We start from the raw sequence: 22418 nt of genomic DNA on the forward strand, positions 1-22418 counted from the left end.
CGTGGGCTTTCTCGGAATGGGCAAGGACGAGGCGCAGGCGAAGCCGACCTCGGCGCTCGAACAGGCGAGGGCCCCCCGCGAGGACTCGGGGATGTTCTCCGGAGCCGTGACCGGCCTGATCGAGAGCCTGCTCGACGTCGGCATCGACGGCAAGGGTCCGTTCGACTCGGCGCAGAAGGTCGCCGACGTCCGGCGGGCCGAGAAGCCCGGAGCCGAGGAGGCCGTCGACGCCGTGGTCCGAGGTCACCTCAGGCTCGCGGCCGCCGGTGGTTTCGTCACCGGACTCGGTGGGTTCGTCACGCTGCCCGTGGCGCTTCCCGCCAACGTCGTCGAGTTCTACGTCGTGGCGACCCGGATGGTGGCCGCGATCGCGTCCCTGCGCGGCTACGACATCAAGCGACCCGAGATCCGGTCGGCGGTACTGCTCACCCTCGTGGGAGCCGACGCGGACGACCTGCTCAAGAAGGCAGGCGTGGCCTCGACCGGCCGACTCGCCAACCTCGCGGCCCAGCGGCTGCCCGGGCCTGCGTTGATGGTGGTCAACAAGGCGGTCGGCTTCCGGCTGCTGTCGACCGCTGGGAAGAAGACGCTGAGCCGGTTCGGCAAGGGCGTGCCCGTCATCGGCGGTGTCGTCGGCGCGGGCCTCGACAGCTACCTGCTCAAGAAGATCGCCGACCACGCGCGTCACGAGTTCCCGCCCAGGGCCACTGGCTTCTGAGTGGCGTGCTGCGCCGGTTGGACGCAGGCTGGGGGAGGCGCCGGGAATCACCGGGGCACCCAGGTCGTTTGAACCGTGTCCGGGCCATCGTGGTACCCGGAGCCTGCGCCCTCGAACAACGGGAGTCTGACCATGGCCATGACCCGCTTCGGTGCCCTGCGCACCATCGCCACCGCAGTCCGCACCGCGACCCGTCCGGGATCGCCCGCGCTGGGTGAACGCCTGATGAGCCTGCCCCGGCTGTTCCGGGCCACCTTTCGCGGCGAGTATGCCGGGACCACCCGCGGTCGGCTCCTGATGGTTCTCGGCGCGGTGGCCTACGTCGTGTCGCCCATCGACCTGATCCCCGAGCTGGCTCTGTCCGTCTTCGGCCTCGCCGACGACGCGGTGGTGGTGTCGTGGATCGCTGCGACCGTCGTCAACGAGACCGAGTCGTTCCTGGCCTGGGAGCGCACCACGCCGGCGAGGGCGCACGAGACCGTGGAGGGCGACGTCGTCCGCTGACTCCAGCACGTCTCACTCGCTCGGTCGGGTTTTGTCGAGGGCATGGCGGGGTGTGAGGACGCCGTTGTCGCGCCGTGGCGGCGCGGAGCAGCCCCACCCCGTCGGCGTTGGTGCGCCTGTCCACAGGGCTGGCTCCGGCCCCTGACGCGATGGCCCCCGGGACGCCAGCGTTGGCCCATGAGCCAGATCAGACTGCGCGGCCCGGCCGATGTCGTCGCCGTGCTGCCCTACCAGCTCGGCTACCACCCCCAGGACTCGATCGTGCTGGTCGCCCTCCACGGTCGCAGCGTCGGGTTGATCGAGCGGATCGACCTGCCACCACCCCAGGACGCGGAGCAGGTCGGCCGCGTCCTCGTGGCTCCGCTGCTGCAGGACCGGCCCGAGGCGGTCATGCTCGTCGGCTACGAGACGGCGGCGGGCTCGAGCAGGCCCGGTCTTGACGCCGTGCGTCGCCTGGCGACCGAGGCCGACCTCGAGGTCCTGGACCGACTTGTCGTCCGCGACGGGCGCTGGTTCGCCATCGACTGCGCCGACGGATGCTGTCCGGCCGAGGGCGCGCCGGTCCCGGAGGCGGCCGACACCCCCGCCGTGGCCGAGTACGTCGGGCTCGAGATCGCGCCCCTCCCGGGTAGGTCCGCGATCGCCGACCTCGTCGCCGCGGACCCGGTCCTCGCCGAGGCGGTGGCAGCAGAGCTGGGTAGCGGCTCGGAGCCCGAGTCGGAACGCCTCGATGCTGCCCGTCGGCTCGAGGCGCTGTCGCGCTGGTCGGTGGTCTGCGACGTGACCGGTGACGCGCCCGAGGTCGCAGAGCTCGGGCCCGCCGAGGTCTGCCTGCTCGTGCGCAGCCTGGAGGACCTCGCGCTGCGCGACGGACTCGTGGCCTGGCTGTGCCCTGGTGCCCTGCCCCTGGACTCCCTGTCGCCGGACCTCGTCGACGCCTTGCGCTGCACGCTGCCGGCTCCCACCTGGCACCGCAGCCCGGGGGCAGGGCCGTCGGCCGGGGCCGGTCGCCGTCTTCTGGCGAGGTTGCAGTCCCTGGTCAGGTCGGTCCCCGACGACCACGCGGCTCCGGCGCTCACCGTGCTCGCCAACTGTGCCTGGTGGCAGGGCGACGGCGCGTTGGCCCGGACCTGCGTGGACCGGGCGCTCCGGGCGCGCCCCGACTACCGGCTGGCGCAGCTGCTCGAGCGCATGCTCGACCTCGGCGTGCGTCCCGGCAGCCACGGCGCGCAGCGCGCAGCCGAGCTGCGGTCGGGCTGACCCAAGTCCTCGCGCGCGTCACGGTCGGCGGCGACGCGTCCATCGTGCGGACGCCGCGGACACGCCGACGGCCTCCTCGTATGATGGTCGCCAGGTCATGAGTCCCAGCACCAAGCCCCGGCTTGCTGGGCGGCAACCCTCCTCGCGGTGGGGTGCCCCGGGTGAAGACCCGGCCGACCCTGACCTGGGCGGCAAGCGCGAGCGCCACAGGAGCAGTTTCGATGACCACGACCTCCCCACCACGAGCGACGTCAGGTGCCTGGCGCGACGGTGACCCGGTCGGTCGACGCCAGTTCGTCGACCTCGGCGCGATCGAGCTCGAGCGCGGTGGCGTCCTTCCCGGGGTGCGGGTGGCCTACGAGACCTGGGGTGAGCTCAGCGCCGCCGGTGACAACGCCATTCTCGTCGAGCACGCCCTCACCGGTGACAGCCACGTCGAGGGCCCGACCGGCCCTGGTCACCCGACGCCGGGCTGGTGGGACGGGCTGATCGGCCCCGGTCGGCCGCTCGACACCGACCGCTACTTCGTCGTTGCCGCCAACGTCCTGGGCGGCTGCCAGGGGAGCACCGGCCCGTCCTCGCCGGCCATCGACGGTGCCCCGTGGGGGAGCCGCTTCCCCTTCGTCACCGTGCGTGACCAGGTGCAGACCGAGGCCCTGCTCGCCGACGTCCTCGGCATCGACCGCTGGCACGCCATCCTGGGTGGCTCGATGGGCGGGATGCGGGTCCTCGAGTGGGCGGTGACCCACCCCGAACGGGTCGCGACGGCCATCGTGCTGGCCAGCACGGCATACGCCACGGCGGAGCAGATCGGCTGGTGTCAGGCGCAGCTGTTGGCGATCCGCGCGGACGGCGACTTCCACGGCGGCGACTACTACGAGCGCGGCCCCGGTCCCGAGACCGGGCTCGGGATCGCGCGGCGGATCGCGCACGTCACCTATCGCAGCGAGCTCGAGCTGCACGAGCGCTTCGGTCGCGAGCCGCAGGAGGCGGAGGACCCGTTGGGCGGTCACGGCCGCTATGCCGTCGAGTCCTACCTCGACCACCACGCCGGCAAGCTGGCCGGACGATTCGATGCCAACTCCTACGTCGTCCTCACCGAGGCGATGAACTCCCACGACGTCGGACGAGGCCGTGGGGGGGTCGCCGCGGCGCTCGCCAGGATCTCCGCTCAGGTGGCGGTGGTCGCCGTCGACTCGGACCGGCTCTACCCGCCGCGGCTGTCCCGAGAGATCGCCGACGCCGTCCCGGCGGCCCAGCTGCACACCGTGCACTCCGACTACGGCCACGACGGGTTCCTCATCGAGATCGAGCAGGTCGGGCAGATCGTGGCCCGGGTTCTCGCAGGCCCTGCCTGACGGGGGGATTTCCGGTACGGTCGGGCCCAGCGGCTGCCGTCGCCTGGTGTGCCCCGGGTCCACCACCCGGTCGCACCGCTACTCGGTCAACTGAACGTAGGAGGTCCCTGTGGCCATCGTTGTGGGATATGTGCCGACGAAGGAAGGGCGGGCGGCTCTGCGCCGGGCCGCGGACGAGGCGCTGCTACGCAAGTCCAAGCTGATCGTCATCAACTCCCAGCGCGGTGGCCGAGACTTCGACAGTGAGGAGGCGAACCGTTTCGATGCCGACCTCTCCCGCATCCAGGGCGAGCTCGACGAGGAGGGGCTGGAGCACGAGGTGCGTCAGCTCGTCCGGGGCAACGAGCCGGCCGAGGACCTGATCGCGGTGGCCGAGGAGGAGCACGCGGAGTTCATCGTCATCGGCCTGCGTCGTCGCACCCCCGTCGGCAAGCTCATCCTGGGCTCGAACGCCCAGCGCATCCTGCTCGACGCGTCGTGCCCCGTCCTGGCCGTCAAGGCCGACGCCTGAGGCGACTGTCTGCACCGGTCCGGCACGGCTCTCCATGGCTGTCCAGCGAGACATCGCGCGGTGTCGGCAGTGTGCCGATGCGTGATCTGCGGGCAACTCGTTTTACAATGTCGTCAACGAGATCTCGTCAGGGTCCAGCCCAGCCGATCTCGGCAATACTTCCACTCCCGCTGTTGTTGTCACAGACATCCTCAAGCATGGCTGTGATGACGTGCGCCGTGCCGCGAGTCCGCGACGAAAGGTAGTCCGTGTCGCCTGTGTCCAAGAAGGCTGCGAGCCCCGCACCGTCTCTTCCCCCCGAGTTCTCCCACCCCGCACTGCAGAAGCTGCTCAAGCAGGGCCGCACCAACGGCTCGGTCGACAGTGGTCAGTTGCGTGATGCCCTGGAGGGGGCCGAGATCGCACCCAAGCGGATGAAGGCTGTGCTGCGTTCCCTGGACGAGCAGGGCATCCACGTGACCCTCGACTCGGCCACCGCCTCACGCGCGGTGGCTGCGACGAGCACCCGCAAGAAGACGACGACCGCGCCGGCCAAGAAGGCGGCCGCCAAGACGGCAGTCAAGACTGCCGCACCTGCCGCCAAGTCGACGGCCAAGGCTGCGTCGCCGAAGGCCGAGTCGGCGAAGGCCACCCCCGTCAAGACTGCGACCGCCAAGACTGCGACCAGCAAGACGGCGCCGGCGAAGGCGACCACGACGAAGAAGGCCGCCGCCGCAGCCGCGGGCGAGGCAGCTCCGGCCACGAAGAAGGCCGCGACCACGAAGTCGGCAGCCAAGACCGAGGCCACGGACGCCACTGCCACGGCGGCTGACGCGGCCGGCAACGGCGACGACGAGGCGGTGCCGGCAGAGCCCACCGACGTGGTCGAGTCCGAGCTCGAGGACGTCGTCGTCGAGGACGACACCGAGGACGAGAAGAAGGACGACGAGGACGAGGGTTCCGGCTTCGTCCTGCGCGATGACGACGAGGACGACGCTCCTGTCCAGCAGGTCGTCACCGCCGGTGCCACCGCCGACCCGGTGAAGGACTACCTCAAGCAGATCGGCAAGGTCGCCCTGCTCAACGCCGAGCAGGAGGTCGAGCTCGCCAAGCGCATCGAGGCCGGGCTGTTCGCCGAGGAGCGGCTCAACTCGGGCGACAAGATCGAGATGAAGCTCAAGCGTGAGCTGTGGTGGATCGCCCAGGACGGCAAGAAGGCCAAGAACCACCTGCTCGAGGCCAACCTGCGCCTCGTGGTGTCGCTCGCCAAGCGCTACACCGGTCGCGGCATGCTCTTCCTGGACCTGATCCAGGAAGGCAACCTCGGCCTGATCCGTGCGGTGGAGAAGTTCGACTACACCAAGGGCTACAAGTTCTCGACCTACGCGACGTGGTGGATCCGCCAGGCGATCACCCGCGCCATGGCTGACCAGGCCCGCACCATCCGCATCCCGGTCCACATGGTCGAGGTCATCAACAAGCTGGCCCGCGTGCAGCGCCAGATGCTCCAGGACCTCGGGCGCGAGCCCACCCCGGAGGAGCTCGCCAAGGAGCTCGACATGACCCCGGAGAAGGTCGTCGAGGTCCAGAAGTACGGTCGCGAGCCCATCTCCCTGCACACCCCTCTCGGTGAGGACGGTGACAGCGAGTTCGGTGACCTCATCGAGGACTCCGAGGCCGTCGTCCCGGCCGACGCGGTCAGCTTCACGCTGCTGCAGGAGCAGCTCCACTCGGTGCTCGACACCCTGTCCGAGCGGGAGGCCGGTGTGGTCTCGATGCGCTTCGGGCTCACCGACGGCCAGCCGAAGACGCTCGACGAGATCGGCAAGGTCTACGGCGTGACCCGTGAGCGGATCCGTCAGATCGAGTCCAAGACGATGAGCAAGCTGCGCCACCCGAGCCGGTCCCAGGTGCTGCGCGACTACCTGGACTGACCGGCATACCTCTCCACACGAACGCCCCCCGAGACTCGGGGGGCGTTCGTCGTTCCCGCCTGTCGTCGGGGCTTGCGCTGGCCCCGCTACTCAGTGTTACTATCTACCGGTAGTCATTAACACTGAGTAGCGACGGGAGGTTCCATGGGCAAGCAGGAGACCGAGATGCTCAAGGGGACGCTGGAGGGGATCGTCCTGGCCATCCTGCTCGCTCGGCGGGCGTACGGCTACGAGATCACCGCCTGGCTGCGCGACCAGGGCTTCTCCGACATCGCCGAGGGCACCGTCTACGCGCTGCTGGTCAGGATCGAGCAGCGCGGCCTGGTCGACGTGGAGAAGGTCCCATCCGAGAAGGGCCCGCCGCGCAAGGTGTACTCGCTCAACGCGCAGGGGCGCGAGCACCTCGAAGAGTTCTGGAGGACCTGGAGCTTCCTCACCGAACGTCTCAACCAGCTCCGCAGTGAGAACGCCCAGAGCCCGGACGAAGGAGATAAGTAGGCATGGCCGCCAAGTGGATCGAGACCGTCACCGGCTCGTGGGAGCAGAAGAAGCAGTACCGGGCGTACAAGGCCCGCATCGACGCGTTGCCGGAACCGTACGGCGCTGCAGCAAAGGCCGTGCAGCGGTACCTCATGTACTACGGGGGCATCACGGACGGCACCATCGCCGTCACGATGCTGGGAGACCTCGCGGACCTCTGGGACCGGGCGGCTGCCGACGGAACCCCTGTGCGGGCCATCGTGGGCGAGGACCCCGTCGACTTCGCCGAGGCGTTCGCGCAGGCCTACACCGGCACCCGGTGGATCGACAAGGAGCGCGCCCGCCTCACCAAGGCGATCGACGACGCCCAGGAAAGCGACGCCCAGGAAGGTGAGGACCGATGACGACCGATGCTGCCATCCAGGTGCGGGGCCTCGAGAAGTCGTACCAGGACCTGGAGGTGCTCCGAGGTGTCGACTTCGAGGTGGAGGCGGGAACCATCTTCGCCCTGCTCGGGGCGAACGGGGCGGGCAAGACCACGGTCGTGCGCATCCTCGCCACGCTGCTCAAGGCCGACGCGGGGACGGCTGTCATCGACGGCCAAGACGTGGGCACCCACCCGGCCCGGGTGCGTGAGTCCATCAGCCTGACCGGACAGTTCGCCGCCGTCGACGAGATCCTCACCGGACGGGAGAACCTCGTCCTCGTAGCACGGCTGCGGCACCTCGAGGACCCCGGCGTGGTCGCAGCCAGGCTGCTCGAACGGTTCGCACTGACCGACGCGGCGAGTCGGAGGGTGTCGACGTACTCGGGCGGCATGCGCCGCCGCCTCGACCTCGCCATGAGCCTCATCGGGAGTCCGCCGGTCGTCTTCCTGGACGAGCCGACGACCGGGCTCGACCCCCAGGCGCGCATCGAGGTCTGGCAGGCCGTCAAGGAGCTCGCCGCGCACGGCACGACGGTGCTGCTCACGACGCAGTACCTCGACGAGGCCGAACAGCTCGCCGACCGGATCGCGATCCTCCACGAGGGCCGGATCATCGTGAACGGCACCCTCGCCGAGCTCAAGCAGCTGCTGCCGCCGGCCACGGTCGAGTACGTCGAGAAGCAACCCACCCTCGAGGACGTCTTCTTCGCCCTCGTCGGCACGAACTCCTGAGGAGCACCGATGACCACGCACTTCTTCGGCGACACGACCGTCCTGCTGGGCCGGTCCCTGCGCCACATCACGCGCAGCCTGGACACCATCATCACCACCACGGTCATGCCGATCGCCTTCATGCTGCTGTTCGTCTACGTGTTCGGTGGCGCGATCGCGTCAGGGTCTGACTCCTACGTGAACTACCTGCTGCCTGGCATCCTGCTCATCACCATCGCCTCGGGGATCGCCTACACCGCGTTCCGGCTCTTCCTCGACATGTCCGGCGGCATCTTCGAACGGTTCCAGTCCATGCCGATCGCGCGGTCGTCCGTGCTGTGGGCGCACGTGCTGACCTCGCTGGTCGCCAACCTGGTCTCGGTGGTGGTGGTCGTGCTCGTCGCGCTCCTGATGGGCTTCCGCTCGGGGGCGAGCGTGCTGGCGTGGCTCGGGGTCGCCGGGATCCTGGTGCTCTTCACCCTGGCGCTGACCTGGATCGCCGTCATCCCCGGCCTCTCCGCGACCTCCGCGGACGGGGCGAGTGCGTTCTCCTACCCGCTCATCTTCCTGCCGTTCATCAGCTCGGCGTTCGTGCCCACCGACACCATGCCCGGCCCGGTGCGCGCCTTCGCCGAGCACCAGCCGGTGACCTCCATCGTCAACGCCATCCGGGACCTGTTCGCCCAGCAGCAGGTGGGCACCGACCTGTGGGTCGCCCTCGCCTGGTGCGTCGCCATCCTCGTGGTCGCCTACACGTTCGCCATGCTCACCTACCGCCGCAAGATCGCCGGGTGAGTCCTGACGTCGTCAGTCCTCTCGTTCGCCCTGGCCGGGACGTTCGCCCAGCCCGGACGTTCGCCTAGCCCCGACGTTCGGCGCGCCAGTCCTGGATGCGATCCACGGGTCGGCGTAGGAGGCGTCCTACGGCGGCACGGCGCTCGCGCCACTCGATCAGGCCGTCGGTGGGCCACCAGGCAGCGCGGAGCCGGTCCTTGCGTCTGCGCACACCGGAGACTGCCTTGACCACGGTGTGGGTGTCGGCACGGATGTCGGAGATGGTCGCCCCGGGAGGGGCGTAGCGCGAGCGTTCCACGCCGGTGACCACCCGGTTGAGTGCCTCCGTCTGCTCCCCCTCGAGGTAGGCCTCGCGCTGGTAGAAGCGGCCGGCCTGACGCGGGGTGCTGCCCCGTGGAGGGATCACGCCGAGGTCACCGATCCGTTCGATCATGGCCTGCCACTCGATCTCGACGCGCGTCGACTCGTCGGGCGCGTGCCGCAGCCGGCGGCGCAGCCGACCACGGGCGGCGAGTGGCACGGCGAGCGACCCGAGGACCCCGCCGAGCAGTCCGAGCACGATCCACAGCGCGGTGGTCCGGGTGCGCGATCCGAACCAGCCGCCGAAGTCGGAGCCGCTGCCGTTGGTGTTGGCCGGGTCCGTGGCACCCGGGTCGTTGCGGTCGCCGGGGCGGGTGGGGCTCCCGGTGGCACCACCCGTGGCGGTGTTGGTGGCGGGGTTGCCGCTGCCGGGGGTCGTGGGGGCGAGCGAGTAGGACGGGGCGACGGTGTTCTGCGTCCCCGAGGGGGTCGGTTCGAACCGCAGCCAGCCGATACGGTCGAAGAAGAGCTCGGGCCAGGCGTGCGCGTCGGACGAGCGCACCGTGTAGGTGCCGCGGTCGGCGGTGCCCGGCAGGAACCCGATCGCCATGCGGGCCGGGATCCCGGCTTCGCGGGCCATCATGACCATGGCCGTGGCGAACTGCACGCAGTAGCCGACCTTCGACCGCAGGAAGAGGGTGATGGCATCGGGCCGCACCTCCTGGCCGGACGCGTCCTTGACCGTGGTCGGCAGCTTGAGGGAGTAGCTGAAGCCCCCGTCAGCTCGGAGGTACTTCTGGATCGCGCGCGCGGCCTCGATGCGTGAGGCGTTCTGCGGGACGATGTCGCTGACGAGCTGGCTGACGATCTCCTGCGAGGCCGGGTCGACCTGCAGGTCGTCCCGCAGGAAGCTGCCGCTGGCCCCTTGCCGGCTCTGGGCCAGCGACTCCTGCGTCGGGTTCAGTGCGAGGTAGGAGAAGCTGTAGGACCGCACGGCCCGGGTGACCGTGGCGACCGAGGTGTTGCGGTCCAGGCCCCAGGTCGCGCGGCCGAGGTCGGCGGACACCAGCGGCGTCGGCGCGGCGATCTGGGGCGCCTCGATCCGGGAGTCCTCGACGGACACGCGGTAGGTCTCCCGCGGGACCTCGGGGGCCAGGTCGGGTGGCGGATCGAGGGTGGTGCGACGGCCGTAGTCGATGTCGTCGGGGTCAGGTCGCCAGTTGTCGGCGATGTAGGTGTCGAGCACCCCGACGCGCAGCGGCGTCAGGATCGCGGCGTTGGTGGTGTAGCTCAGGACCGGTGCCTTGGACGGGCTGCTGAGGCTCTTGGTGAGGTCGAGGGTCGACTTGAGGCCGATCTGACCGTCGCTGAAACCGGTTGCCCCGCTGGACCGGCCCAGGCCGTCGATGAGGTAACGCGTCGGGAAGTGGGGGATGACCACGGGGACGACGATGGCTGCCGCCAGGCCCGCGACGGCCAGGGTCCGGCCCACCGCGGCATACCCGTAGGCGCCGTCGCGGTCGTCGGAGTTGCGCGTGCCAGTGGTGCTCATCGGCACGGTGGTGCTCCACCGTCGCAGCGAGGCGATGCCCTGGCGTCCGAGCATGAGCAGCCACAGGGCACCCGCCGCGACGAAGAACATCGGGTGCAGGGAGTCGCCGGAGTTGGACGCGGAGATCAGGTAGGCGGTGAGCAGCGGAAGACCGGCCAGCGCGGGGGAGCGACGCATCACGGCCAGGTGGTCGACGACCATGGCCACGACGCCGATCGCGAGGCCGATGGCCAAGGTGATTCCGCGGTTGGTCGGGGCGGGTGCGGCATAGTTCTGGATCGTCTCGCGAGCATCGACGAGGAGGTTGTTGAAGGCCAGCACCATGTCAGGGGTGGGCAGCCCGTGCCAGAGGTGGCCGCGGCCGAAGACCCAGGCCGCGGCGAGGACGACCCCGGCGAGCTGGGCGGCGGCGATGGCGACCCAGGAGCTGGTGACCATCCGGAAGACGATCCCGATGACGACCACCGCGAAGACCATGGCCAGCATCGGGCGGATCCACGTGTTGGGCGTGAACAAGGTGGTGAGCGGCCAGGCGACCACGGCGGAGGCGGCTCCGGCGATCACGGAGTCCGCAATGCGACCGCGGCTCATGCCACACCCACCCGGCTCGTCGTGCCGGACAGGACGCCCCACACGGAGGGGAGGTCGTCGCCGGCGCCCACGACAGCCACGGCCCACCCCGCGCCGCGCAGCACTGGTACACAGGTGAGCTCGTCGGCGGTCCCTGCCCGGCTGCGCCGCGTCGTGGTGAACCCGTCCGGGTCCAGCACGATGGCCAGGGCCGTACCGCCGGGCTGGCGCAGTGAGGCAACACGGCGGGCCAGCTCCTCGTCGAGGTCGGTCACCACCGCCAGGATGAGTCCGCCGGGCGCCGTCACCGGGTGGGCGGCCTGCAACACGTCGGCGAACTGGTCGTCCGACCCGGTCTCGGCCATGGCCAGCACGTCCAGGAGCGGGTCGACCTCCATCGCGGTGGCCGCTCGGCTGTCCTCGGCGGTCTCGTCGCTGATGAGGTGCACGGCATACCCCTGGTCGAGGAGGTGGGCGGCCACGGAGGCGCACGCGGTCACGGCCCACTCGAACGAGCCCGAGGTGCCCGAGCCGTGGTGGCCACGGGCGCGGGAGTCGAGCACGATCGCTGCACGCCGGCGCGCGGGGCGGTCCTCCTGACGGACCATCAGCTCGCCCGTCTTGGCCGTCGCCGGCCAGTGGATGCGGCGCAGGTCGTCGCCATCTCGGTAGGAACGGATGGAGACGTCGTCCTCGCCGTGGAGGGCGACCATGTGCGGGATCGCGCCCTCGGCGCCCACTCCGCTGCCCGGGGGCTGGCCGCCTCCGAGCGGGACGATCTTGGGCAGGACGAGGATGTCGCTGGATCCGGAGATCGCGGCAACCCGGGTGCTCAGGCCGAAGGGATCGCGCAGGCGGACGCCGAGGGGTCCGAGGCGGTGGCGGCCCCGGACGTGCGATCGCACCGAGTAGTGCACCTCCTGGCGGTCGCCACGGCGCAGCCTCGGCACGACGAACCGCGGCCGGTCACCGAGGGCGTAGTCCAGCTGCTCCTCGGCCATCAGCAGGGGACTGGCGGCGCCCCCGGCGTTCTCGATGCCGAGCGTGACCAGGGACTGCTCGTCGACCTGGATCCGACCCGGCACGGCGGTGCGCTCCAGGGCGAACCGCAGGTCGTGGCGACGCATGAGCAGCCCACTCAGGAGGGGCAACGCCACGAGCAGCACGCCGATGCGGGTGAGGTCGGTGAAACCGAGCCCAGTTCCGCACAGCACCAACGTGACTCCCGCGGCGACGAACGCTCGCCCTCGGGTGGTGAGCAGGTCGCGAACCCGACGCACGGCGCGCCTCAGCGACCGGCAGCGGGGACGGGCACTCGGCGCATGAGGTCCTGCAACACCTCACCGGTGCTGCGCCGGGCCAGCTGCGTCTCGCCGGTGGGGATGATGCGGTGGGCGAGGACCGGGAGCACGATGGCCTGCACGTCGTCGGGCAGCACGTGGTCGCGGCCCTCCAGTGCCGCGTGGGCGCGGGCGGCACGCAGCATGTGCAGGCTGGCCCGCGGGGAGGCGCCCAGCCGCAGCGCCGAGCTGGACCGGGTGGCCGCTGACAGGTCGACGACGTACTGCTTGATGGCGTCGCTGGTGAAGACCGAGCGGACCGCCCGGACCATGGCCGAGACGGTGGCGGCGTCGGTGACCGGGCTGAGCGTCTCCAGCGGAGACACCTGTCCGTGGCTGTCGAGCATCGCCACCTCGGCGCGCGCCGAGGGGTAGCCGAGGGAGATGCGCGCCATGAAGCGGTCGCGCTGGGCCTCGGGCAGCGGATAGGTCCCCTCCATCTCGATGGGGTTCTGGGTGGCCATCACGATGAACGGCTTGGGGAGGTCGTAGGTCTGGCCGTCGACCGTGACCTGTCCCTCTTCCATCGACTCCAGCAGGGCCGACTGCGTCTTGGGCGAGGCGCGGTTGATCTCGTCGCCCACGACGACGTTCGCGAAGATCGCGCCCGGACGGAACTCGAAGTCGCGCACGTCCTGGTTGAACACACTCACGCCGGTGATGTCGCTCGGCAGCAGGTCGGGGGTGAACTGCACCCGTCGGACCGAGCAGTCGATCGACCGCGCGAGCGTCTTGGCGAGCATCGTCTTGCCGACGCCCGGGACGTCCTCGAGGAGCAGGTGTCCCTCGGCGAGCAGGACGGTGATGGCGGTGTGCACGACGTCCGGCTTGCCCTCGATCACCGTGTTGATGGCGCGGGCGAGTCGTCCGGCGACCTCGGTGACCTGCCCCAGTGACGCGGGGGACCCCGCGGGGAGCGAGAGCAACGTGTCGGGCTTGGTCGTGCCCACGGGTGTTGGCCTTGCCTGGTCCTCGTGCCTGCCTTGCACCGGCTGTCCTTCCGTCGTCCCCATGGCCGCCACGTTGCGCCCCTCCGGGTGGTCGATCGATCTTCCCCCACATCGCACCACCAAAGAAGGGGGTATGCCGTCTCGTGACCTCTCGTGGCGGCTGCAGGGGGTCGTTCGGCGCCGCGCAGCCGCCGGATCGGTGTCCCCGAGCTCACGCTGCCCCGTGGTCCGGGTGGTCGGGGGGTGCACGGGGGTGCCCGGGAGGGCCAATTCGCCGAAGTGCTGTCAGATCCGCACCACTTTCCACCACCGACCTGACCTGCAGAAATATCGTGATTGCCTCGCAAATTGTGGGGAAAGTGAGGTAGTGGTGGCCAATCGTGGAGTAAAGTGGGGGAAACCAGAGGGCCGTGGGGTCCTCGGACGGGTCGGCAGGGGAGGTGGGCGCGATGTTTCTCGGTACGCACAGCCCCCGACTCGACGACAAGGGCCGCCTCTTCCTCCCCGCGAAGTTCCGCGAGCGGATGTCCGACGGCCTGGTGGTGACCCGGGGCCAGGAGCGGTGCCTCTACGTCTTCCCGATGGACGAGTTCCTCAAGGTCACCCAGCAGATGCAGGCCGCGCCGACGACGAGCAAGGCCGTTCGTGACTTCACCCGCGTCTTCCTGTCCGGCGCCTCGGACGAGGTGCCCGACAAGCAGGGTCGCGTCACGATCCCCGCCAACCTGCGGGCCTACGCCGGCCTGACCCGCGAGTGCACCGTCATCGGTGCGGGTTCCCGGGTCGAGGTCTGGGACACCGACAGCTGGAACACCTACCTCGAGAGCACCGAACAGGGCTTCTCCGACCAGTCCGAGGAGGTCATCCCCGGACTCCTCTGATCCCCGAGCTCGCTGACCGTCGGCCCCTGCAGCCAGGTCTCCAGCCGCTTCGCATCCCGGGACGACTTCCCCCGCCCCGGGCCGCATCCCTTGAAGCGGATGGGGACCTGACCGCAGGGCCCCCGCACCACCACGGCAACCACCACCAGCACCAGCACCAGCACCAGCACCAGCACGGCAGCACCCAGCACGGCAGCACCCAGCACGATCCCACCGCACCACCAGCACCGTCCCGCAGGAGATGTCGATGAACGCACGAGGAATGGCCGCAGACCGGCACATTCCTGTGCTCCGCGACCGCATCGTCGAACTGCTCGCCCCGGCCCTCACGGAGCCCGGAGCGGTGTACCTCGACGGCACCCTCGGGATGGGCGGGCACGCACAGGCGATCCTCGAGCGCTGTCCGAACGCGCACGTCGTGGGCATCGACCGCGACCAGGAGGCGCTCGCGCTGGCCGCCGAACGCCTTGCTCCGTATGCCGCGCAGGTCACCCTCGTCCACGCCGTCTACGACGAGGTGCCGCGGGCCCTCGCCGAGGCCGGGGTCGACCACGTGGACGCCTCCCTCTACGACCTGGGCGTCTCCTCGCTCCAGCTCGACGAGACCGACCGCGGCTTCTCCTACAGCCAGGACGCCCCGCTGGACATGCGCATGGACCAGTCCGCAGGCCTGACCGCCGCCGAGGTGCTCAACACCTACGACCCGGCGGCGCTCGAGACGGTGCTGCGCGAGTTCGGTGAGGAGCGGTTCGCCCGCAAGATCGTCGGCGCCATCGTCCGCGAACGTGAGCAGGCGCCGTTCACCACATCGGGTCGTCTTGTCGAGCTGCTCAAGAAGGTCGTCCCGGCGGCCTCCCAGAAGAGCGGCGGCCACCCGGGCAAGCGCACCTTCCAGGCCCTGCGCATCGAGGTCAACGCCGAGCTCTCGGTGTGGGCCGACGCCCTCCCGCGGGCGATCGACGCCCTGGCCGTCGGTGGCCGCATCGCAGTCCTGTCCTACCACTCGCTCGAGGACCGCATCACCAAGCGCGAGCTCTCGGCCGGTGCCAAGGGGAGCAGCCCCCAGGGCCTGCCGGTCGAGCTGCCCGAGCACGCGGCATACCTGCGCCTGCTCACCCGCGGCGCCGAGGAGGCCAGCCCCGCTGAGCAGGCCGCCAACCCCCGATCCGCCTCGGTGCGCCTGCGCGCCGCCGAGCGCACCCGACCCACTGTCGCCACCACGAAGGGAAACAACCGATGAGCCAGCAGACTGCGACCGCGAGGGTCGCATCTCGGGCACCCGCCAGGAGGGTCGCGCCCCCGCAGCCCCTGAGGGTGGTTCCCGCGGCCGTCGGGCACCCGGGCAACGGCTTCTTTGCCGCGCTGTGCATGACCCTGCTCTGCGCGGGGCTGTTCGGCCTGCTCATGCTCAACACCGCCATGGCCGAGGGGTCGTTCACCCTACACAACCTCCAGTCGACCTCCGGTGAGCTCGCCGACACCCAGGACGCCCTGACGCAGGCCATCGACGCCCAGCGCAGCCCGGCCAACCTCGCAGCCCGGGCCACCCGGCTCGGCATGGTCCCGGCCGACTCCGCCGCGTTCCTCCGCCTCTCGGACGGCAAGGTCCTCGGCGTGGCGAAGCCGGCGGCTAAGGACGGCGGCTTTACCGTGGTGACAGCTCCACAGGCGCCGTCGGCGAAGTCCGGTCCGGCCAGGAGCAGCAGTCCGGCGACGACCGTCACGAAGAAGGGGGATGTGACGACGACGACCGTGGTGGTCACCAAGCCCGACGGCTCGGTCGTGACCACGGTGACCAGCGTCAACGCCAGGACCACCACCACGACGAGCACGACGAAGACCAAGGCCCCGGCGAAGAAGCCGGCCACCACGCCCACCCCCGGCCGCTGACACCACGACTCGACCAGCACCACGACTCAACCAGCACCACCAGACGACCCCAGGACAGGACGAGAGGTACCCAGTGACGCAGACCCGAGGCAGCCGCCCCGGAGCCCCGCGCCCTACTGCGCCCTCGCGTCCTCGCGGCCCCCGCACCGGCGCGCCGAACCCCAAGGCAGGTCAGCCGCGCACAGAGACCGCGCGAAGCCAGCCAGGACCTCGCAAGGCCGCCAAGCCGGCAGCGCCCGCGCGCCCCGCCAGGGCGGCGAAGCCGAGCTCTCGCCCGGCGCAGCGCCCTCCGGCACCGCCGCGCCCGCCAGCCCGTCGCCGGGTCAGCCTGGGCGCCTCCAGCCCGCGCCGGCGGATGCGGACCATGACGATCGCGGTGCTCTTCATCTTCAGCATCTTCGGCGCGCAGCTGTTGCGGTTGCAGGGCTTTGACGCCTCGGCGGTGTCCAAGAACGCGCAGTCCTCGCGCACGGCGACCATTGCGCTGCCGGCCATGCGCGGCTCGATCACCGACCGCAACGGCACGATCCTCGCCTCGAGCATCGAGCGCCGCACGGTGACCGTCGACCAGACCGCGGTGCCGCAGTACGTCAAGACGGTGGACGGCGTGCGCACCAAGGTGGGCGTGGCCGGTGCCGCTCAGGACCTCTCGCCGCTGCTGGGCATCTCCGTCGAGACCCTGACGGGAGAGCTCACGGGCAACGCCAAGTACCGGGTGCTGCAGAAGAACGTCACCCCGCTCAACTGGCGCAAGATCTCCGAGCTGGGGATCAACGGCATCTACTCCGAGGCCACCTCCGACCGTGTCTATCCCACCGCCACGGCCGCCTCGGCCCTGGTCGGCTTCGTCCAGTCCGACGGCACGGCCGGTGCCGGCCTCGAGGTCCTCATGGACAAGACCCTCAGGGGCAAGTCGGGCAAGACCATCTTCGAGCAGTCCCAGGACGGTCGGCCGATCCCCAACGCGCGGCAGGAGACGATCAACCCCGTGCCGGGCCGAGGGGTCCAGCTCACCATCGACTCCGACCTGCAGTGGTTCGCCCAGAACGCCGTCGCCCAGAAGGTCATCGAGACCCAGGCGCTGTCGGGCACGGTCGTCGTGGAGAACGTCAAGACGGGGGAGCTGCTGGCCGTCGCGTCCTATCCCACCTTCGACCCCAACCAGCCCGGCCAGTCGAGCGAGAACTGGACCAACAAGGCGTTCAACGACGTCTACGAGCCCGGGTCCACCGGCAAGGTGATCACCGCTGCAGCCGCTCTCGAGGAGAGTGTCGTGACCCCGTCGGACGTGGTCGAGGTCCCCAACCGGATCCACCGCGCGGGCACGGAGTTCAAGGACAGCCACGACCACCCGACCGAGTACCTCACCTTCGCCGGGGTGCTCGCGCAGTCCAGCAACATCGGCACCATCCTGGCCGGCGAGAAGGTCAAGGCGCCGACGATGTACGACTACTTCAGGAAGTTCGGCCTCGGCCAGACATCGGGGATGGGCTTCCCGGGTGAGGGTCCCGGCCTGCTGACCAACGTCAAGGACTGGAGCGGGTCGCAGCGCTACACCGTGCTGTTCGGCCAGGGCCTGTCGGTGAACGCGCTCCAGGCCGCCGGCGTCTTCCAGACCATCGCCAACGACGGCGTGCGCATCCCGCCGCGGATCGTGGCCGCCACCGGCGACGGCAAGGGCGGGTTCACCCCGGCCGCCAAGTCGGCACCGGTCAAGGTCGTCTCACCCGGGACTGCCAAGCAGGTGCGCGACATGCTCGAAGGCGTCGTCACCAAGGAGGGCACGGCGCCGGAGGCCAAGATCGCCGGCTACCGGGTGGCCGGCAAGACCGGCACCGCCGACCGGTACGACGCCCGCGTCGGCCACTACTCGGGCAAGACGGCGAGCTTCATCGGCTTCGCACCGGCAGACGACCCGGAGATCGTCGTCGCGGTGACCCTGCAACGGCCGATCAAGGGCTACTTCGGTGGTGTGGTCGCCGGCCCGGTGTTCCACGACGTCATGACCTATGCGCTGCAGGAGCTGCAGATCCCGCCCACGGGGACGTCGTCGCCGGTGGCCAAGATCCGCCCCAGCAAGGTCCCGGCCGCCAGCGACCTGAGCGTCATCCGCGACCGCAGGTCGGGCGCATCCAGCTCCTCCCGCTGAGGGTAGGCTCGCTGTCCGTGCCATCCCCCCGTCCGTCGTCCCCGCACGCGACCCCGCTCTCCGCCGTGGCCTCCCTCGTCGGGGGCACGCTGGTCGGTGAGGACCGCGAGGTCACAGGGGTGAGCCTGTCCTCCCAGGACGTCGTGCCCGGAGACCTCTACGCCGCCCTTCCCGGTGCCAACGCCCACGGTGCGAGGTATGCCGCGGGGGCGCGGGAGGCGGGTGCGGTCGCCGTCCTCACGGACGAGGCAGGGCTCGACGTCCTCGACGCCGAGGGCGTGGCGGACCTGCCCCGCGTCGTCGTCGAGCAGCCACGCAGCATCGTCGGACTCGCGGCCTCCCTCGTCTACGCCACCGGCAACCTCCCGCTGCAGATGTACGGCGTGACGGGGACCAACGGCAAGACCACCACGGCCTACCTCGTCAACTCGGCCCTCACGGCGCTCGGCCACACCACCGGCCTGATCGGCACCGTCGAGACGCGCATCGGCGACGAGCGGGTCAAGAGCGTCCGCACGACGCCGGAGGCCACCGTGCTGCACGCACTGCTGGCGGTGATGTCCGAGCGGGCCATCGACTCCTGCGTGATGGAGGTGTCGAGCCACGCCCTGAGCCAGCACCGGGTGGACGGGGTGGTCTACGACGTCGCGCTGTTCACCAACCTCTCGCAGGACCACCTCGACTTCCACGCCACGATGCGTGACTACTTCCTGGCCAAGGCAGGGCTCTTCACCCCGCAACGCTCACGGCGCGGGATCGTGTGCGTCGACGACGAGTGGGGTCGCGAGCTGAGCACCCTGGCCACGGTGCCTGTGACGACGCTGACCTCTCTGGCCGAGGTCGACGCTGATTGGCGGGTCGTGTCGGACGAGCAAGACCCCTCCTCGTTCACGCTGTCCGATGGGGTGACGACCCTTCACCTGCGATCTGCCCTGCCCGGCGACTTCAACCGCGTCAACACGGCGATGGCGGCACTCGCCCTGGTGGCTGGGGGGATCGAGCCGCAGGAGGCCGAGCGGGCGCTCCTGGTCGACCCGCACGTCCCCGGCCGGATGGAGCGGGTGGACGTCGACCTCGCCACCCCCGCCGACCTCGGCCTGCCGCTCGTGGTGGTCGACTACGCACACACCCCCGACGCGGTCGCCGCAGCGCTCAAGGCGCTGCGCGACGACCGGTGCCCTCGTGGTCGTGCTGGGCGCCGGTGGGGACCGAGACCGGGGCAAGCGCGCCGCCATGGGACGCGCGGCAGCGCTGGGAGCCGACGTCGTCGTCGTCACCGACGACAACCCCCGGTCCGAACCTCCCGAGGCCATCCGCGCCGCCGTGCTCGAAGGCGCGCGAGAGGCGGGGACGAACGCCCGGCTCCTCGACGTCGACGGGCGGGCGGCGGCCATCGCCGAGGCCGTCCGTGCTGCCCACGACGCCGGACCGGGGAGTGTGGTCGCCGTCGTCGGCAAGGGTCACGAGACGGGACAGGAGATCGCCGGCACCGTGTACCCGTTCGACGACCGCGACGAGGCACGTCAGGCCCTGGATGCGCTGACCGCGGCCCGTCGGACACAGGGTGGTGGCAGCCGATGATCCCGTTGTCGCTCAAGGAGATTGCCGAGATCACGGGCGGCCGGCTTGAGGGTCTGGACGACACCGCGGCAGCCGCGCTGGTCATCGACGGACCGGTCGTCACCGACTCTCGCGAGGCCGGAGCGGGCGGCCTCTACGTCGCCCGCATCGGTGAGCAGATGGACGGCCACCAGTTCGTCTCCTCGGCCGCGGGACTCGGGGCCGTCGCGGCGATGACGACCAGGCCGGTCGACGACCTCCCGTGCGTCGTCGTCGAGGACATCCAGGCCGGCTTGGCCTCGCTGGCCCGTGCGGTCGTCGACAGGCATCCCGACCTGACGGTCATCGGCATCACGGGCTCCTCCGGCAAGACCTCGACCAAGGACCTGCTCGCCAGCGTCCTGTCGGGCGTGGCGCCGACCGTGGCGCCCGTGGGTTCCCTGAACTCCGAGGTCGGCGTCCCACTGACGGTCTTCCGGGTGACGCCGCAGACCCGGTTCCTCGTCGTCGAGATGGGTGCCCGCGGGGTTGGTCACATCGACTACCTCACGCGAATCGCCCCGCCCAGCATCGGGATCGAGCTCAACGTAGGCACCGCCCACATGGGGGAGTTCGGCTCTCGCGAGGCGATCGCCGTCGCCAAGGCCGAGCTCGTCCAGGCCCTGCCCCCCGGTGGGCTCGCCGTGCTGAACGCGGACGACCCGGTCGTCCGCGCCATGGCATCGAAGACCACCGCCCGCGTGCAGCTCGTCGGCACGGGACCCGAGGCCGACGTCCGCGCGACCGAGATCACCCTCGACGAGCGGGGTCGACCGTCCTTCGCCGTGGCCGCGCCGGAGGGCAGCGCCCGGGTCACCCTCCCGCTGCACGGCGAGCACCACGTCGGCAACGCCCTGGCCGTTGTCGCGACAGCGCTCGAGTGCGGCATGGCCCTTGCCGACATCGTGGCCGCCCTGGCCACAGCGGTGCCGGCGTCACGCTGGCGGATGGAGGTCACCGAGCGTCCCGACGGCGTGACCGTCGTCAACGACGCCTACAACGCCAACCCCGACTCGATGCGAGCGGCCCTCAAGGCACTGGTGGCGATGGGTGGCGGCCGCGGCCACGAGGACACCACGCCGGCACGCCGCACGTGGGCGGTTCTCGGGTCGATGCTCGAGCTCGGCGAGGACTCGACCACGGAGCACGACGCCATCGGGCGACTCGCGGTGCGGCTCAACATCTCCCGGCTCGTCGTGGTGGGTGACACCGCCCGCCCGATGGCGACCGGGGCGCAGCACGAGGGGTCCTGGGGCGACGAGGCCGTGTGGGTGCCGGATGCCGACGCCGCCTACGATCTGCTGGCCGAAGAACTTCGGCCCGGTGACGTCGTGTTGTTCAAGTCCAGCCGTGATGCCGGACTACGGTGGCTCGGAGACAGACTGGCCGGCAGCGGCGCAGCCAACAGCGAGGAGGGCACGACGTGAAGGCGGTGCTGCTCGCGGCCGTCATCTCCCTCGTGGGCGCGCTCTTCGGCACCCCGATGTTCATCAAGTTCCTCGTCCGCCGCGGCTACGGCCAGTTCATCCGCGACGACGGCCCGACCTCGCACCACACCAAGCGCGGGACGCCCACCATGGGTGGCGCGGTCATCATCGGGTCCAGCCTCGCGGCATACGGCCTCGCGCACCTGCTCACCGGCACCCCGCTGACCTGGAGCGGAGTGCTCGTCCTGTTCCTCATGGCAGGACTGGGGCTCGTCGGGTTCCTCGACGACTACATCAAGATCTCCAAACAGCGCAGCCTCGGGCTGCGGTCGCGCGAGAAGCTCATCGGCCAGACCCTGGTAGCCGTCGTGTTCGCCGTGCTGGTGCTTCAGTTTCCCAACAGCAAGAACCGCACTCCGGGCTCGACGCACATCTCGTTCGTGCGTGACACCGGGTTCGACCTCGCGTTCGCCGGCACGCTGCTCGGGCTGATCCTGTTCATCATCTGGGCCAACATCATGATCGCGGGCACGTCCAACGGCGTGAACCTCACCGACGGGCTCGACGGCCTCGCGACCGGAGCCTCGGTGATGGTGTTCGCGGCCTACGTGCTCATCGGCATCTGGCAGGGCAACCAGAACTGCCAGAACACCCCCGGCCTCAAGTGCTACGAGGTGCGCGACTCACGAGACCTTGCGGTCGTGGCCGCCGCGGCCATGGGGGCGTGTTTCGGGTTCCTGTGGTGGAACGCGTCGCCGGCCAAGATCTTCATGGGCGACACCGGATCCCTCGCGCTCGGCGGACTGCTCGCCGGACTGGCGATCACGACCCGCACCGAGTTGCTCGTCGTCATCCTCGGCGGCCTGTTCGTCGCGATCACGCTCTCGGTCATCATCCAGGTCGGCTCGTTCAAGCTGACCGGCAAACGCGTCTTCCGCATGGCGCCTCTGCAGCACCACTTCGAGCTGCTCGGGTGGAACGAGGTCACCATCGTCATCAGGTTCTGGATCATCGCCGGGCTGTTCGTCGCTCTCGGCCTCGGACTGTTCTACGCAGAGTGGGTCGTGGGCGCGGCGTGAGCAC

Annotated in this window: 20 protein-coding genes, 2 pseudogenes and 1 riboswitch; of the genes and pseudogenes, 18 read left to right on the forward strand and 4 right to left on the reverse strand. The window is 70.3% G+C overall.

Annotated features, from left to right (window positions below; translation table 11 throughout):
* The first annotated feature begins 1 nt into the window (after window position 1).
* The 10 genes from AC1DS4_RS18280 (at window position 2) to AC1DS4_RS18325 (ending at window position 8677) form a co-directional block, all read left to right on the forward strand.
* Window positions 2-718, forward strand: coding sequence for an EcsC family protein (locus AC1DS4_RS18280; RefSeq protein ID WP_477613331.1), 717 nt, complete (start codon window positions 2-4; stop codon window positions 716-718).
* Between the two features lie 132 nt (window positions 719-850).
* Entirely contained in the window at window positions 851-1222 is a 372-nt protein-coding gene (locus tag AC1DS4_RS18285) for a YkvA family protein (protein WP_477613330.1), read from the forward strand.
* A 177-nt stretch (window positions 1223-1399) separates the two neighbouring features.
* Window positions 1400-2482 (forward strand): DUF4192 domain-containing protein, encoded by a 1083-nt coding sequence (locus tag AC1DS4_RS18290; protein ID WP_477623554.1) that lies wholly within the window; start codon window positions 1400-1402, stop codon window positions 2480-2482.
* A gap of 93 nt (window positions 2483-2575) precedes the next feature.
* Window positions 2576-2686, forward strand: a riboswitch (SAM riboswitch).
* Window positions 2687-2703: 17 nt separating this feature from the next.
* A complete protein-coding gene (metX, locus tag AC1DS4_RS18295; protein WP_477623555.1) occupies window positions 2704-3840 on the forward strand; it encodes a homoserine O-acetyltransferase MetX in 1137 nt (378 codons plus the stop codon).
* Between the two features lie 109 nt (window positions 3841-3949).
* Window positions 3950-4351 carry a universal stress protein gene (locus AC1DS4_RS18300; RefSeq protein ID WP_477613327.1) on the forward strand — a complete coding sequence of 134 codons (402 nt, stop codon included), beginning with the start codon at window positions 3950-3952 and terminating at the stop codon, window positions 4349-4351.
* 248 nt (window positions 4352-4599) lie between these two features.
* Window positions 4600-6264: an RNA polymerase sigma factor gene (locus tag AC1DS4_RS18305; protein ID WP_477623556.1), complete on the forward strand. Its 1665-nt coding sequence runs from the start codon at window positions 4600-4602 to the stop codon at window positions 6262-6264.
* A gap of 144 nt (window positions 6265-6408) precedes the next feature.
* Complete coding sequence (locus tag AC1DS4_RS18310) at window positions 6409-6762, forward strand: PadR family transcriptional regulator (RefSeq protein ID WP_477613325.1); 354 nt, start codon at window positions 6409-6411, stop codon at window positions 6760-6762.
* A 2-nt stretch (window positions 6763-6764) separates the two neighbouring features.
* Window positions 6765-7148, forward strand: a complete 384-nt coding sequence (locus AC1DS4_RS18315) for a DUF1048 domain-containing protein (RefSeq protein ID WP_477623570.1) — start codon at window positions 6765-6767, stop codon at window positions 7146-7148.
* Window positions 7145-7903, forward strand: coding sequence for an ABC transporter ATP-binding protein (locus AC1DS4_RS18320; RefSeq protein WP_477623571.1), 759 nt, complete (start codon window positions 7145-7147; stop codon window positions 7901-7903). The genes AC1DS4_RS18315 and AC1DS4_RS18320 overlap by 4 nt, the downstream gene beginning before the upstream one ends.
* Window positions 7904-7912: 9 nt before the next feature.
* The gene (locus AC1DS4_RS18325) at window positions 7913-8677 is read left to right on the forward strand and encodes an ABC transporter permease (RefSeq protein WP_477623572.1); all 765 of its coding nucleotides are present in this window, start codon (window positions 7913-7915) and stop codon (window positions 8675-8677) included.
* Window positions 8678-8741: 64 nt separating this feature from the next.
* On the opposite strand, the gene AC1DS4_RS18330 is transcribed toward AC1DS4_RS18325, so the two are convergent.
* The 3 genes from AC1DS4_RS18330 to AC1DS4_RS18340 are packed head-to-tail and all read right to left on the reverse strand — an operon-like array spanning window position 8742 to window position 13452.
* A complete protein-coding gene (locus tag AC1DS4_RS18330) occupies window positions 8742-11120 on the reverse strand; it encodes a transglutaminase TgpA family protein (RefSeq protein WP_477633347.1) in 2379 nt (792 codons plus the stop codon).
* Window positions 11117-12379 (reverse strand): DUF58 domain-containing protein, encoded by a 1263-nt coding sequence (locus AC1DS4_RS18335; RefSeq protein WP_477613320.1) that lies wholly within the window; start codon window positions 12377-12379, stop codon window positions 11117-11119. The genes AC1DS4_RS18330 and AC1DS4_RS18335 overlap by 4 nt, the downstream gene beginning before the upstream one ends.
* 8 nt (window positions 12380-12387) lie before the next feature.
* Window positions 12388-13452 (reverse strand): AAA family ATPase, encoded by a 1065-nt coding sequence (locus AC1DS4_RS18340; RefSeq protein ID WP_477613319.1) that lies wholly within the window; start codon window positions 13450-13452, stop codon window positions 12388-12390.
* Window positions 13453-13838: 386 nt separating this feature from the next.
* Here AC1DS4_RS18340 and mraZ point away from each other — a divergent pair, with 386 nt between their 5' ends.
* From mraZ to ftsL, 3 genes are all read left to right on the forward strand, one after another.
* On the forward strand, window positions 13839-14270 hold the full coding sequence (gene mraZ, locus AC1DS4_RS18345) for a division/cell wall cluster transcriptional repressor MraZ (RefSeq protein ID WP_477613318.1): 432 nt from the start codon (window positions 13839-13841) through the stop codon (window positions 14268-14270).
* 247 nt (window positions 14271-14517) lie between these two features.
* Window positions 14518-15510: a 16S rRNA (cytosine(1402)-N(4))-methyltransferase RsmH gene (gene rsmH / locus AC1DS4_RS18350; RefSeq protein WP_477633348.1), complete on the forward strand. Its 993-nt coding sequence runs from the start codon at window positions 14518-14520 to the stop codon at window positions 15508-15510.
* Window positions 15507-16160 carry a cell division protein FtsL gene (ftsL, locus tag AC1DS4_RS18355; protein WP_477613316.1) on the forward strand — a complete coding sequence of 218 codons (654 nt, stop codon included), beginning with the start codon at window positions 15507-15509 and terminating at the stop codon, window positions 16158-16160. Before rsmH ends, ftsL begins: the two co-directional genes overlap by 4 nt.
* Before the next feature lie 171 nt (window positions 16161-16331).
* Here the strand turns inward: ftsL and AC1DS4_RS18360 are convergent, their stop codons facing one another.
* On the reverse strand, window positions 16332-16547 hold the full coding sequence (locus AC1DS4_RS18360; protein ID WP_477613315.1) for a hypothetical protein: 216 nt from the start codon (window positions 16545-16547) through the stop codon (window positions 16332-16334).
* On the opposite strand from AC1DS4_RS18360, the gene AC1DS4_RS18365 reads away from it, so the two are divergent.
* From AC1DS4_RS18365 to mraY, 5 genes and pseudogenes are all read left to right on the forward strand, one after another.
* Entirely contained in the window at window positions 16525-18309 is a 1785-nt protein-coding gene (locus AC1DS4_RS18365) for a peptidoglycan D,D-transpeptidase FtsI family protein (RefSeq protein ID WP_477633349.1), read from the forward strand. The genes AC1DS4_RS18360 and AC1DS4_RS18365 overlap by 23 nt on opposite strands.
* Before the next feature lie 143 nt (window positions 18310-18452).
* A pseudogene (locus AC1DS4_RS18370) lies at window positions 18453-19418 on the forward strand (Mur ligase family protein); the annotation flags it as partial.
* Between the two features lie 79 nt (window positions 19419-19497).
* Window positions 19498-19890: a glutamate ligase domain-containing protein gene (locus AC1DS4_RS18375; protein ID WP_477646098.1), complete on the forward strand. Its 393-nt coding sequence runs from the start codon at window positions 19498-19500 to the stop codon at window positions 19888-19890.
* Between the two features lie 113 nt (window positions 19891-20003).
* A pseudogene (locus AC1DS4_RS18380) lies at window positions 20004-21335 on the forward strand (UDP-N-acetylmuramoyl-tripeptide--D-alanyl-D-alanine ligase); the annotation flags it as partial.
* Complete coding sequence (gene mraY, locus AC1DS4_RS18385) at window positions 21332-22414, forward strand: phospho-N-acetylmuramoyl-pentapeptide-transferase (protein WP_477613311.1); 1083 nt, start codon at window positions 21332-21334, stop codon at window positions 22412-22414. The pseudogene AC1DS4_RS18380 and the gene mraY, both read left to right, overlap by 4 nt.
* Window positions 22415-22418: the final 4 nt, after the last annotated feature.

The sequence above is a fragment of the Pedococcus sp. P3_C7 genome (assembly GCF_056402615.1).